The organism is Vicinamibacterales bacterium, from assembly GCA_035699745.1.
Taxonomy (GTDB): Bacteria; Acidobacteriota; Vicinamibacteria; order Vicinamibacterales; family 2-12-FULL-66-21; genus JAICSD01.
In genome coordinates this window covers 21,850-34,834 of sequence record DASSPH010000036.1, presented here as the reverse complement: position 1 = coordinate 34,834, position 12,985 = coordinate 21,850, and the positions used below count along the sequence as shown (strand labels likewise).

The 12,985-nt window shown below is 67.8% G+C and carries 11 protein-coding genes; all 11 read right to left on the bottom strand.

The window, feature by feature from the left end:
- Positions 1-166: 166 nt before the first annotated feature.
- The 11 genes from VFK57_07275 to rpsU all read right to left on the bottom strand — a co-directional run bounded on the left by VFK57_07275 (position 167) and on the right by rpsU (position 12,899).
- The gene (locus VFK57_07275; GenBank protein ID HET7695492.1) at positions 167-1,411 is read right to left on the bottom strand and encodes a glycosyltransferase family 4 protein; all 1,245 of its coding nucleotides are present in this window, start codon (positions 1,409-1,411) and stop codon (positions 167-169) included.
- Positions 1,408-2,805 carry a glycosyltransferase gene (locus tag VFK57_07270; GenBank protein HET7695491.1) on the bottom strand — a complete coding sequence of 466 codons (1,398 nt, stop codon included), beginning with the start codon at positions 2,803-2,805 and terminating at the stop codon, positions 1,408-1,410. The genes VFK57_07275 and VFK57_07270 overlap by 4 nt, the downstream gene beginning before the upstream one ends.
- Entirely contained in the window at positions 2,802-3,800 is a 999-nt protein-coding gene (locus VFK57_07265; GenBank protein HET7695490.1) for a hypothetical protein, read from the bottom strand. The genes VFK57_07270 and VFK57_07265 overlap by 4 nt, the downstream gene beginning before the upstream one ends.
- Positions 3,801-3,807: 7 nt before the next feature.
- A complete protein-coding gene (locus VFK57_07260) occupies positions 3,808-5,112 on the bottom strand; it encodes a DUF362 domain-containing protein (GenBank protein ID HET7695489.1) in 1,305 nt (434 codons plus the stop codon).
- Complete coding sequence (locus VFK57_07255) at positions 5,105-6,061, bottom strand: decaprenyl-phosphate phosphoribosyltransferase (protein ID HET7695488.1); 957 nt, start codon at positions 6,059-6,061, stop codon at positions 5,105-5,107. The genes VFK57_07260 and VFK57_07255 overlap by 8 nt, the downstream gene beginning before the upstream one ends.
- Positions 6,062-6,093: 32 nt before the next feature.
- Positions 6,094-6,432 carry an STAS domain-containing protein gene (locus VFK57_07250; protein ID HET7695487.1) on the bottom strand — a complete coding sequence of 113 codons (339 nt, stop codon included), beginning with the start codon at positions 6,430-6,432 and terminating at the stop codon, positions 6,094-6,096.
- Positions 6,433-6,588: 156 nt separating this feature from the next.
- The gene (locus VFK57_07245) at positions 6,589-7,854 is read right to left on the bottom strand and encodes a S8 family peptidase (protein ID HET7695486.1); all 1,266 of its coding nucleotides are present in this window, start codon (positions 7,852-7,854) and stop codon (positions 6,589-6,591) included.
- Between the two features lie 90 nt (positions 7,855-7,944).
- Positions 7,945-11,073, bottom strand: a complete 3,129-nt coding sequence (locus VFK57_07240; protein ID HET7695485.1) for a multidrug efflux RND transporter permease subunit — start codon at positions 11,071-11,073, stop codon at positions 7,945-7,947.
- The gene (locus VFK57_07235) at positions 11,073-12,134 is read right to left on the bottom strand and encodes an efflux RND transporter periplasmic adaptor subunit (GenBank protein HET7695484.1); all 1,062 of its coding nucleotides are present in this window, start codon (positions 12,132-12,134) and stop codon (positions 11,073-11,075) included. Before VFK57_07235 ends, VFK57_07240 begins: the two co-directional genes overlap by 1 nt.
- Before the next feature lie 173 nt (positions 12,135-12,307).
- A complete protein-coding gene (locus VFK57_07230) occupies positions 12,308-12,619 on the bottom strand; it encodes a zinc-ribbon domain containing protein (protein HET7695483.1) in 312 nt (103 codons plus the stop codon).
- A 91-nt stretch (positions 12,620-12,710) separates the two neighbouring features.
- Complete coding sequence (rpsU, locus tag VFK57_07225) at positions 12,711-12,899, bottom strand: 30S ribosomal protein S21 (protein HET7695482.1); 189 nt, start codon at positions 12,897-12,899, stop codon at positions 12,711-12,713.
- Between the last annotated feature and the right edge of the window lie 86 nt (positions 12,900-12,985).

The window sequence follows — 12,985 nt, the reverse complement described above, 5'->3', positions numbered from 1 at the left end:
GCCGCCGGATCGGCGAACGGGAGCACGTCGCCGCGCAGGTCGTCGTCGATCGTCAGGGCGAAGAGATCGGAGTCGTGGCCCATCGCCCGCAGGAGGTCGCGAACGCGCCGGGCGCTGTCGCCGATCGCGTCGCCGCGATGTGCCGCCGGGACCCACTGATGGATCTTCATCGAGGGTCGAGGGTCGAGGGTCGAGGGTCGAGGATCGAGGGTCGAGGATCGGGGTTGGGCAGCGCCCGGTAGATCGCCGGACGGAACTGTCGCAGCTCCTCGAGGCGCTCCGCCTGGTCGAACATCGGCCAGAAGTCGTAGGGGACCTCGGGCGCCGGGCGAGGCGGCGCGGCGCGCACCGAATCGACGAACCGCAGCAGCGTGCCGCCGAAATCCCTGGCCAGCAGGCGATCCAGGGCGGCGTCCTGCGAGGCGATCACGGCGTCCTCGATCTCCATGGAATCGAGAATGGCGGCCATCAGGCGCGCCACCTCGAACGGATCCTTCGTCTCGTAGAGCACGCCGCCGCCGTCCATGGTCGCCGGCACGGCCGTCGCGGCATAGGCGAGCACCGGGACGCGCTTGTAGAAGCTCTCGATGATCGGCACGCAGAAGCCTTCGTGCTCGCTGGCGCAGAGGAACAGATCCGCGATGTCGTACAGCGCGGTCAGCTCCTCGTTGGCGACGTGGCCGAGGAAGTGGACGTCCGGGGTGGCGAGCCGCGCCACGAGGCCGTGGAGCATCGCCAGGTACTTCTCGAACCCGCTGTAGGACCCGACCAGCAGCAGGCGCGAGCGCGGGTTGTGCCGGGTGCGGTAGACGTGGAACGCGCGGATCACGTCCTCGAACTTCTTGTTCGGAATCACCCGGCCGACGAACACGATGTTGGTCCAGCCGTCGTCGAACCGTTCCGCGGTCATCGTGTTGGGCGGCAGGTCGAGATGGGCGAAGCCCGGCACGACCGGCAGCACGCCCGTCTGCGGAAAGCCGAGCGCCTCCAGCTCCTCGCGGTTGTACTCGGAATCCCCGAGAGCCAGGGCGCAGCGAGACACGTACGCGGTCAGCTCGCGGCGGCCGCGAAAACAGAGCTTGACGAGATCCTTGTGCACGCCGAGGAAGTACTCCGGGGGCGTGATGTTGTGATAGACGAGGATCATGCGTCCCGGCAGCGCGTACGCCGTGCGGGACGCGCGCGAGCCGATCGAGAAGTGATGGATGAGGAGGTCGTCGGGCCCGATCGCGCCGACCATCTCGCGATAGTCCGTCGTCAGGTGCTCGAGCCGGCGATCCGCGGTCTCGACGAAGATCCCGGAGTCGTAGCCCGCGCCGCGGAGCACTTCCTGGATCCCGAGCACCTCGTGGCCGATCGCATCGCCGTACCCGAGCGTCGCCAGCACCTGATGAACGCCGCCGTGACTCACGCGGTCTGCCTCGTGTTCGAGCCGGAGCCCGCGCCGCGCTCGATGCGGGCGGCGGCGGGTCGAGCGCCGAGGTCCGCCACCGGAGCGGCAGAATCCGGCGTCGCCGGCCCGGATGGAATCCGCTGCAGCACGTCCTGCGCCGGCGGAAGCTCGCGGCGGCGCCGCGCGAAGAAGCCGGGGATCGATTCGAGCTGCCGGGAGCTCCGGTCGTCAGGCCGGCGGTCCTGCTTCTTCAGCTGATCGAACATGTCCAGGTACTTCCGCTCGATCACCGGCCAGGCGTAGTGCCGCTTGAAGAAGTCGCGCCCGTTCCGACCGAGGCGGGCGTTCAGCGGTCCGTTCGACTCGAGCGAGTACAGCGCCTCGACGAACTCCTCGTATGTCTCGTAATACAGGCCGGCGTTGCTGCGGATGCACTGCCCGCGCAGCACGTCGCAGCGGCCGTTCGCCAGCACGGGCTTGCCGAGCGCCCAGGCTTCGAGCGCCACCATCGAGAGGCTCTCGAAGTAGGACGGCATGATCAGCAGGTCGGCGGCGGCGAGCGCGTCGAACTTGTCGCGATCGTCGAGGAACCCGAGATGGCGGATGCGCGGGTGGTTCGGCACGCTCATCACCGCGCTTCCGATCAGCACGAGATCCATGCCGCGCGGGAACGCCGCCGCATACCGCTGGAAGTGCGAGAACAGCTCGCCGCAGCCCTTGTTCTCGTCGATGCGGCCGATGTAGATCGCGAACGGCCGTCGCTGCTTGAACTTGCGGCGGAAGCGCTCCGGGTCGGTGCGGTCCGGGACGTCGGATCCGACGCCGACGACGACGCCGGGCACCGCGGCATTGCCGGAGGCGGCCTGGATCATCGCCCGTTCCTCGGGCGAGTTGTACATGAGCGCGCGGACGCCGCGGAACACCGGGCCGAAGATCGACAGCCCGATCGCCGCGTCGCGCTCCGCGGTCGGCACCAGCACCGCCTTGTGCGGAACGCGGCGCGCGAGATGCCAGGCGTGATGGTAGCGGTAGCTGAACAGGATCGCGAAGTCGAGATCGTTCGCCGACCGTTCGACGTGTGCGATCAGCTGCGGGCTGGCCGGACCTTCGCTCTCGAGCCACGCGAGCTCGTCGGCGATCGAGTGGGACTTCTCGAAGACCCGGTGCGAGCGGCGGCCGAAATCGTGCGGGTCGCGCTGGTGCGCGACCGGGAACCGCCGCACGGTGACGCCGTTCACCTGCTCGACGCCCGCGGGCAGCTCGTTCTTCCACGTCACGTAATCGCGGGCGCAGGTCGTCAGCACCTCCACCGCCGCGTGCCGTGCGAGCCGCTCGGCGACATACCGCGCGTGCAGCTCCGCCCCGCCATTGATGTCCGCGCCGTAGCGCTGGACGACGACGGCGAGCTTCATCCGCCTTCGCCGGTTTCCGGCTTCGGCGAGACGGGCTCGTGCTCCGCTCTGGATTCCCCCGCGGGCGGCTCGCCGCTGCGGTTCGGCGCGGCTTCGCCGGCTGGCGCGACGTTCATGTCGCGCGCGTCGGCCCCGGCGGCCCCGGGCATGAACGCCGACCCTGCCGGTGACGCTGACTCGCCGCGTCCGTGCTCGCCGCGCCGGCGTCCGCGCCGCCGCCGCCGCCGCGCCCGCCGCTCGTTCCCGTCGTTGTCCAGCGCATTGGCCGAATCGGCCGGCTGCCCGGCCGGCTGCCCTTGCGGCGCTGGTCCCTGCGGCCGCTGCTGCTGCTGCTGCTGCTGCGGACGGCCGCCCTGGTCGCGGCGCTGGTCGCGCTGGTCGCGGCGGCCCTGTTCCTGCCCCGTGGGCGGCTGCAGCGGCGCCACCGCCCCCGGGCGGTACTGAACCACGCCTTCGAGCGCCCGCGCCCGCCGCTCGTCGAAATCGAGCCGGCTCGAGATCGACTCCAGCCGCATCTTCAGGCTCTTGACCTCGATGCCGGTGCGGGTGAGCTCGACGACCAGGTTGTGGATGACCTCGTAGTGCAGCGCGTCGAGCTGCTCGCGCCGGGCGTTGCGCTCGGCCGCCTTCTGGTTCAGCTCCGACTGGATGTGCAGCGCCTGGATCAGCGGATTGGGATTGAACAGCAGCTTGAGGAACGGCCGCAGCAGCGCGCGCAGCCAGCGGATCGGCGCGCGGTGCGTTTCGTAGAGCGTCTCCTCGCCGAAGGCGTAGTTCGGCGCCGGCGGTTCCGGCGTGCTGACCCGCCGGTATTCCTCGAGCAGATTCGACCGGACCCCTTTCGGATCGATGAACTTCTCGAGCTTCACGTTCGCCAGCTCGCGGATCTCTTCCTCGGTGTAATCGACGCCGCGCTTCTCGCGGATGCGGGCGCGGATCTGCCGCATGATCTGCTCGACGTCGACGTTGTCGGATCGGACTGAGAAATCTGACATGACTGACTTACTCGTTCGCTTCGACGGCCTGCCGGCGATCCCCGCCGCGCGCCATCCGCGCGCGCCGGCTGAGGAACTCGGGGGCCTGCGTAATGCACGTGCCGAGGATGCCGAGCGAGCGGACCAGCGCCTTGCCGCCGGTCAGCGTGAGCTGGGCCGCCTCGCTGCCGACCTGCGGATAGCCGTGGTCGTCCGCCTGCACCGACTCCCAGTTGCGGAACAACTTCCCCCACGGGCTCGCCAGCGCCTCGCGCATCATCCGCCTGGCGTTGAACGGATACCAGAAACTGTCGTGATAGACGACGCTCGCGATGTAGGCCCACGGCGCGAGCACCGTCTTCAGGGACCACTCGACCGTCTTCTTCATCGGGCCCCAGTAGATCTTGTGCTGCATCCGCGAGGCGAACGTCATCTTCTTGAACGGCCCCACGAAGTGCCAGTTCTCGTTCGCCGCCGCGAGGTCGCCGGCGATCTCGATCTCGCGCGGATCGCCGACCCCCAGCCCCATGTCGTGGGCCATCCGGATGTACTTGATCGACATCGGGTCGAAGCCCATCAGCTTGGCCGCCACCGCGTCGATCGCCACCTGATCGGCGCTCGCCAGCAGCACGTTCTTGGCGTGCGGCAGCATGCAGCGCGGCCCCGGACCGTCGCCCGCGAACGTGCCGTCCATCACCGCGAACACGCCGCGGTGGATCTTCTTCTGGATCATCAGCAGGTCGACCAGCGTCTCGTGGATGACCGGGTGAGTCCAGTGGCGGTGCTCGTTCAGCAGCCCGCCGAACGCGTTCTTCATCGCCCCGGTCGTGGTCGTGAAGACGTGGGTCTTCACCGTCGGCAGGTGGATGATGTTCTCCCCGAGGAAGCGCTTCGGGATCATGAAGCCCTTCGGGTAGACCTGGTTGAGGCAGGTGAACTGCTTCGTCAGATCGCCGACCGCGTCGCGGATGTTGATCCAGTCCTCGGTCTCGTAGATGTGGATGTTGCGCAGCCCGTGCGCCGCGACGACGTGCAGCTGCTTGTTCTCGCGCTCACCGAGGTGCGCGTCGATCACGACGGTGCGATTGTGGCAGGCGTGAATCAGGTTCGGATCGTAGCCGTCCTTCTTCATCGCCTTGATCACGCCGTCGAGCTGCCACGGCGTCGTCGAGCTGCCGGGGAAGAAGAAGTGCCAGGAGATGTTGACCTTGAGCGCGGTATCGGCGTCCCTGGCGACGACGTCCTGATAGCCGGCGAGGTTCATGAGCGTGTGATAGTCGCGCAGCACGGTGGCGGGCGACGTTTTCAGCACGGCGACTTTCGATTTAGCCATTGATCAGACTGGTCCCGTAGATGATGAGCGCCACCGACACCGCCCAGAGCGCGACGCAGGCGAGCAGCGGGCGGTCGTTGAGCAGCATGTCCGACGGGCTGCCGCCGCCTTCCTTCTGGTGAACGAGATACAGATAACGAAAGATTCCGTAGAGCGGAAACACCAGCGTCAGCCCGAGGTAGTCGGTGCCGTATTTCGCGACCGTCTCGTCGCTGACGGTGGAGATGACGTAGGTGACGAGCGTCGAGGCGGTGACGACCGCGATCATCTGGTCGAGCAGGTAGGGGCTGTATTCCTCGAGAATCGGCCGGTGGCCGGTGGCGCCGTCGGCGAGCAGCACCAGCTCGTGGCGGCGCTTGCTGAGCGCGAGGAAGAGCGCCAGCAGAATCGTCAGGATCAGCAGCCAATGGCTGATCGGCACGTCGATCGCCACCGCGCCCGCGACCGCCCGCAGCACGAAGCCGATCGCGATCGTCAGCACGTCGATGATGACGACGTGCTTGAGCGGACCCGAGTAGAGGGCGAGCAGCGCGACATAGGTGAGTGCGACCGCGGCGAACATCGGGCCGAGAAACCACGCCGCGCCGAGCGCGCCGGCGCCCAGCACCGCGGCGGCGCCGAGCGCCGTCGCCGGAGACACCGCGCCGGAGGCGATGGGACGGAATCGTTTGCGCGGATGCAGGCGATCCTTCTCGCGGTCGGCGACGTCGTTGATCAGGTAGACGACGCCCGAGAGCACGCAGAAAATGCCGAAGGCGGCCAGCGCCTGCCCGATGGCTTCGGGTACCAGGAACGCCGGCGCCGTGCCGCGCTGGCCGAACAGCAGCGCCGCGAAGACGATCAGGTTCTTCGTCCACTGCGACGGCCGCAGGGACACGAACAGGCTCAGCGCCGTCGAGCGTTCGCTGGGCGTCTCGGTCGTGATGGGTAAAGTTCCGTTATGCGCCATGCGCGAGTAAGCCGCGTGGCGGGCCGTGCGACTTACTTGAAGCTGCTGATGGCCTCTTTTTCCGTGTCGTACGTTTCGAACACGGTGAGCAGCTTCGTGATCGCCAGGAGATCCTGAATGCGCTTCGTCAGGTTCAGCAGCTTGAGCTTGCCCCCCTGACGGCTGACGGTCGTGTAAGTGCGGACGATTTCCCCGAGGCCCGCCGAATCGATATAGGGCACTTCCTCGAGATTGAGAAGCAGCTGCTTCTTGTCCTGCTGGATCAAGGAGTTGATCTTGTCCTTGAGGAGCTCGTCCCCCTCGCCGAGGGTCATCTTGCCTTTCAGGTCGAGAATCGTTACTCCTTCGACGACCCGTTCCTCGATCTGCATCGCCGCGTTCTCCTCGCGCTGCCAGCCCGACCGCGCTGCGTGACGGCCGGAGCCCCTGTGGGTCCGGCCCTTCCAATTCGCTGAATTCGACCGGCCAGCGTACTACGTAAGTCGAAATAGAGTCAAGAATTGCAGCTGTTTACGGCCAGTTCCCGATCAATACAGCCGGACGTTCAGCCGGCGGATGGGCGCCCCGTCCTTGCTGAGCGTCCCGGTCACGTCGGCGGTGATGAGCAGGATGTACTCGACCACGATGGGGTGCAGCGTGGGGAAGCGCGAGAGCAGCAGCGCCGCGCCGCCCGCCACGTACGGGCTGGCGAACGACGTTCCCGACGCCGTGATCGTCCCCCCTTCGCTCATCAGCCACGGGGCGGTGACCGAAACGCCCGGAGCCCAGATGTTGACGCACACGCCGAAATTGCTGAAGCCCGCTTCCTGGTCGCTGATGTCCGTCGCCGCCACCGTCGCGACGCCGTTCGGCACGTTGTTGACGTTGTAGCCCGCCCCCGCCGGCGAGCTGTAGCAGGCGTTGATCGCCTGGCCGGTCAGCGGATTGCCGTTCCCCGCGGCGACGGCGTAGAACACGCCGGACAGCGACGAGTTCACCACCGCACGGTTCAACGAGTTGATCGGCAGGATGCCGCCGAGGCTGATGTTGGCGACCGCCGGCTTGGCCGCGTTTGCCGTGACCCAGTCGACCCCTTGAATGATCAGCGACGGCGTCGAGACGCCGGCGCAGCCGACCACCTTCACGCCGGTGACCGGCGCGCCGGGAGCGACCCCGACGGTGAAGTCGCCGTTGTCCCTGGCCGCGATGATGCCGGCGACGCCCGTGCCGTGCCCGTTGCAGTCGGCATTTGCCTCGCCGGGGAAGAACGACACGTGGTTCACGAGATTGATGTCCGGATGCGTGGCATCGACGCCGGTGTCGATGACGTAGACATTGACGCCCGTCACGGTGCCGCTGCCGTCGCCGGACGCCGCCGTGCTCTGGTCGGCGTGCACTTTCGGAATGCCCCAGTCCACCGTCTGCGCCGCGGTCCTGATCGGGAACAGCGACAGCGGCTCGTCGGGCTCGATCGTCTCGACCATCGGGTTGCGCCGCAGCGCCTCGATCTGCGCGTCGGTGAGCGACGCCGAGAAGCCCTGCAGCGCGCGGCTGAAGAACCCCTGGGCGCGGAACGCGTGACGGCGCTCGAGCGACATCACCGCGCCGAGCACGGCGCGCGAGTGGTACGCCGCCGTGGGACGCTGGGTCCGCTCGTCGGCCGCGAACTCCCGCTCGAACGGCGCGAAGTCGACCGTGCTCTTGAACGTGACGATGACCGGCGTGCCGCCGGCGGCGGACTGCGCCGCGGCATGAGCCGCGGACGCGGCCACGCAGAGCGATGCGATGAATACGGTACGGAGAGCGGACCCCATCGAACCTCCAGCGCCGGATCCTATCCGCGGTTTCCGGCGCTGTCGAGCTTCAACTCTGGCGGGTCGAAAAGGCTCCCTCAGGGATGACTTCTAGGCGTGGCTCTGGCCGGTCTGCGGCGGCGCTCCGGCGACCCGCTCGCGCAGCGTTTCGATCACCACGTAGAGGACGGGGATGAAAATGACGTTGAGGAACGTCGAGACGAACATCCCGCCCGCCACCGCCGTGCCCACCGAGTGGCGCGCTTCCTGGCCCGCGCCCGTCGCGAACACCAGCGGCAGCACGCCGAGGATGAACGCCAGCGACGTCATCAGGATCGGCCTCAGCCGGATGCGCGCCGCTTCGACCGCGGCGTCGACGATCGACATGCCGCGATGCCGCAGCTGTTCGGCGAACTCGACGATCAGGATCGCGTTCTTGGCCGACAGGCCGATCAGCATGACCAGTCCGACCTGGCAGTAGACGTCGTTCGCCAGGCCGCGCGCCCACTGCGCCGACAGCGCGCCGAGCACCGCGATCGGGACGCCGAGCAGCACGATGAACGGCAGGACCAGGCTCTCGTACTGCGCCGCCAGCGTCAGGTACACCAGCAGCAGCGCCAGCCCGAAGATCAGCGCCGCTTGATTCCCCGCCTTGGTCTCTTCCAGCGAGATCCCCGACCACGCGTAGGTCATGCCCGGCGGCAGGGCGCTGGTCGCGACCCGCTCCATCTCTTTCAGGGCGATGCCGGAGCTCACTCCGGGCGCCGGTGATCCGTTCAGCGTCGCCGCCCGGAACAGGTTGAAGTGACTGATGACCTGCGGCGCCGTCGTCTCCTTGACCGTCACCAGGCTCTCGAGCGGCACCATCTGGCCGGTGCGCGCGCGGGCGTAGAGCTGCCGCAGATCCTGCGGACTCGCCCGGTAACTCGGCTCCGCCTGGACGTAGACGCGATACGCGCGGTTGTTGAACTGGAAGTCGTTCACGTACGACGAGCCGAGGAACGTCTGCATCGCGCTGGTGATCTCGTTCAGCGGCACGCCGGCGGCGAGCGCGCGCTGGCGGTCGATGCTGACCAGCAGCTGCGGATCGTTCGAGGTGAAGGAGGTGAACACGCCGCGCAGCAGCGGCGACTGCGCCGCCGCGCCCATCACGCCGTAGGCGCCGCGGGTCAGCGTCGCGATGTCGGTGCCGGTCTGATCGAGCACCTGGAACTCGAACCCGCCGTAGCGGCTGAGGCCCGGGATCGATGCCGGCGCGATCGAGACCACCACCGCGCCCGGAATCGACATCAGCTTCGGCATCACCCGGCCGATCACCGCCTGCGCCGAGTGTCCCGCCCCTTTCCGTTCGTCGAACGGCTTGAGCCGGATGAACATGATCCCCTGGTTCGGCGCCGCGCCGGAGAAGCTGAATCCCATCACCGAGAACATCGACATGATGTCTCGATCCTGCTTGAGGATGTTCTCGGCCTGCCGGGCGATGTTGCCGGTGTACTCCAGCGACGAGCCCGCCGGCGCCTGCACGACGGTCAGGAAGTAGCCGAGATCCTCCTCCGGCAGGAACGACCGCGGCACCCTCGCGTTGACCCAGTAGGTCAGCCCCAGGGAGACGGCGAACAGCGCGACCAGGGCCCAGCGCGATCGCATGCCGCGCTTCAGGAACCGGACGTAGGTGTTGGTGCCGGACGTGATGCCGCGCTCGAACAGCGAGAAGAAGCGTCCCTTGCGGTGGCTCTCGCGATCCAGCAGCAGCGCCGACAGCGCCGGCGTCAGCGTCACCGCGTTGAACGCCGACAGCGCCACCGCGAAGGCGATGGTGATCGCGAACTGCGCGTAGAGCCGTCCGGTGGTGCCCGGGAAGAACGCGATCGGCACGAACACCGCGATCAGCACGAGCGCGGTCGCGATCACCGCGCCCAGCACCTCGCGCATCGCGTCGATCGCCGCCTGCCGCGCCGGCTTGCGGTATTCCTGGATGTGCCGCTCGATGTTCTCGATCACGACGATCGCGTCGTCGACGACGATGCCGGTGGCGAGGATGATGCCGAACAGCGTCAGCGTGTTGATGGAGAAGCCCATCAGCTTGATGAACGCGAAGGCGCCGATGAGCGACACCGGGATGGTGATCGTCGGGATGATCGTGCTGCGCCACGTCTGCAGGAACACGAAGATGACGATGACGACGAGCACGATCGCTTCGGCGAGCGTCTTCAGCACTTCGCGGATCGAGTCGCTGACCACCTCGGTCGTGTCCAGGGCGATCTGCAGGCGGAGCCCCGGAGGAAACGAGGCCGACAGCCGCTGAATCTCCTCGCGGACGCCGCGCGAGACGTCGAGCGCATTCGCCGACGGCAGCTGGATGACGCCGAAGCCGACCGCGTCCTGGCCCTGGAACCGCAGCTCGGCGGCGTAGGTCTCGGCTCCCAGCTGGGCGTAGCCGACGTCCTTGAGGCGCACCAGCGATCCGTCGGCGCCGGACTTGAGGATGATGTTGTCGAAATCGGGCGCGTCGGGCAGGCGGCCTTCGACGCGGACGCTCAGCTGATACAGCTGTCCCTTCGGCGCGGGCGACTGGCCGAGCGCGCCGGCGGCGACCTGGATGTTCTGCTCGCGCAGCGCGCTGGTGACGTCGCCGGCGGTGAGCTGCCGCGCCGCCAGCCGCTGCGGGTCCAGCCACAGGCGCATCGAGTACTTGCGCTCGCCGAAGATCATGACGTCCGCCACGCCGGGGACGCGTTTCAGCGCGTCCTTCACGTAGACGTCGATGTAGTTGCTGAGGAACAGCGAGTCGTACTCGCCGCCCTCCGCGAACACGCCCGCCGCCATCACGAAGCCGGTGTTCTGCTTGTTGACGGTGATGCCGAGCGCGCGCACTTCCGTGGGCAGGCGGCCGAGCGCCTGCGACACGCGGTTCTGCACGTCGACCTGCGCCAGGTCCTGATCGCGGCTGATGTCGAAGGTGACGTTGATGCTCGAGAAGCCGCTGTTGGTGCTCGAGGAGGACATGTAGAGCATGCCCTCCACGCCGTTGATCGCCTGCTCGAGCGGCGTGGTCACGGCGGTCTCGACTTCCTGCGCGTTGGCGCCGGTGTAGACCGCGTTGACCGAGATCTGCGGCGGCGCGAGCGCCGGATACTGCGCCACCGGCATCGTCGGGATGGCGACGAGGCCGGCGAGGATGATGACCAGCGAGCAGACCGACGCGAGGATCGGCCGGGTGATGAAGGTGTTGACGAACATTATTCGGGCCTGACCGGCGCGCCGTCGGCGATCTTCTGGATCCCCGAGACGATCAGCTTCTCGCCGGGCTTGAGGCCGCTGGTGACGATGTATTCGTTCTCGCGGATCTCGCCGACCGAGATCGGGCGCTGCTTCGCGGTCAGGCCGTTCGGCCCCTGCTCGGCGACGAACGCGAAGTACTGGCCGGAGACGCGCGACACGGCGGTAACCGGCACCGTGAGGCCCTGGGCCGATCGCCAGATCACGCGCACCTTGACGAACTGCTGCACCCGGACGCTGGGCGGCACGTCGCGCAGCAGCGCCTTGGCGAGCACCGTCTGCGTCGACGGGTCGACGCGCGGCGCCACGAACGAGACCGGGTTGGTGGCGATGACCTTCCCCTCGGCGTCGAGGATCTGCGTCGTCAGCCCGACGCGGAGATCCGGCGCCTGCCCGACCGGCACCTGGATGTAGGCTTCGAGTCCCGCCTTGTCGTCGATCGTGGTGATCTCCGTCTGCGTGGTGACGCGATCCCCTTCACGGATCGCGATGTCTCCCACCACGCCGGCGGTGGGCGCGGTGACGCGGAAGTACTGAAGCTGCACGCGCCCCTCGCGCACCTGGGCGTCGAGCGCGGCGAGCGCGGCTTCGGCGCTGTCGAGGTTGCGTTTCGCGGTGTCGAACTCGTTCTGGCTGATCGCGCCGGCCTTGAGCAGCGACTGCAGCCGCTCGACCTGCCCCTTCCAGTATGCGACCTCGGACACGCGGCCGGCGCGCTGCGACTCCGTGTTCTGCACCGTCGCGGTCTGCTTCTCCGGATCGATCTGCAGGATCGGCGCGCCGGCGCGCACGGCGTCGCCGGACTTCACGAAGATGCGGGTGACCCGGCCGTCGACCTGCGGCTGAATCGTGGTCGAGTGGAGGGAGCGGACCGTCGAGATGAACTCCGACGCAATCTCGAGCGGGCGGTTCTGCAGCGTGACGATGCCGACCGGGGTCGCCGGCGGCGCGCCGCCGCGTCCAGCGGCGCCGGGGGCGCCGGCTCCGTTGCCGCCGCCGTCGTTGCACGCGGCCAGCGGCACCGCGATCAGAAAGGGGAGAACGGAACGCCGAACTCGGCTGCAGCGCGTAGACATGATACGAGTGCTCAGACCTTAGACTCTCACGCGGCGCGGAAGGTCCCGCACGCGGAGGTCCGCAAAAAAGGAAGGCCACGCCCGATGCGTGGCCTCTGGGCGATGGCGCCGACGAGGGGTTAAGCGCCCCCGGCCCCGGCGAACTTGCGGGACTGGAAGCATTCCCGGCAGAACACCGGGCGGCCCTGAGTCGGGCGGAACGGAACGGTGGTTTCCTTGCCGCAGGCCGAGCAGTTGGTGCTCGTCTCCACGCGCTCGCGGCCGACGCCGCCGCCGCCCGACGGGCGCGCCGCGCGCTTCGCCTTGCAGCTCTTGCAGCGTTTCGGTTCGTTCTTGAAGTTCTTGTCGGCGAAGAACAGCTGCTCGCCGGCAGTCCAGACGAAAGGGGCCCCGCAGTCGACACAGTCGAGAGTCTTGTCCTGGAACTCCATCACTACCTCTTTCACTCGCCCCTGCTATCCCGCCACCCTGGCGGGATGCCGGGCCCCGGCATGGTCATCCGGACCCGGCCCCAACGTGTGCTTAATCCGATTCGCGGCGCTGCTTCTTGCGCGTCCGCTTACGCGCGAGCGCCTGCTTGGCGCGGCGGCGATCTCCAGGTTTCAGGTAGAAGGAGTGCTTCTTGATATCCTTGATGATATCTTCCTGCTGCACCTTCCGCTTGAACCGGCGTAGCGCGCTCTCGATGGATTCGCCATCCTGCACTTTCACTTCAGCCAAGCTTGCTTACACCCCCCTTGGCCGACTGTAATCCCCCGGTCTGGTCCATTGGATCCGTCGGAATACGCTAGGCTATC

What these genes read in the sequence shown, in the direction of transcription:
- VFK57_07260 (HET7695489.1), bottom strand. Translation starts at nt 5,112, where the DNA reads ATGGCTAAATCGAAAGTCGCCGTGCTGAAAACGTCGCCCGCCACCGTG.
- VFK57_07230 (HET7695483.1), bottom strand. Translation starts at nt 12,619, where the DNA reads ATGGAGTTCCAGGACAAGACTCTCGACTGTGTCGACTGCGGGGCCCCT.
- VFK57_07245 (HET7695486.1), bottom strand. Translation starts at nt 7,854, where the DNA reads ATGGGGTCCGCTCTCCGTACCGTATTCATCGCATCGCTCTGCGTGGCC.
- VFK57_07255 (HET7695488.1), bottom strand. Translation starts at nt 6,061, where the DNA reads ATGGCGCATAACGGAACTTTACCCATCACGACCGAGACGCCCAGCGAA.
- VFK57_07270 (HET7695491.1), bottom strand. Translation starts at nt 2,805, where the DNA reads ATGAAGCTCGCCGTCGTCGTCCAGCGCTACGGCGCGGACATCAATGGC.
- VFK57_07250 (HET7695487.1), bottom strand. Translation starts at nt 6,432, where the DNA reads ATGCAGATCGAGGAACGGGTCGTCGAAGGAGTAACGATTCTCGACCTG.
- VFK57_07265 (HET7695490.1), bottom strand. Translation starts at nt 3,800, where the DNA reads ATGTCAGATTTCTCAGTCCGATCCGACAACGTCGACGTCGAGCAGATC.
- VFK57_07240 (HET7695485.1), bottom strand. Translation starts at nt 11,073, where the DNA reads ATGTTCGTCAACACCTTCATCACCCGGCCGATCCTCGCGTCGGTCTGC.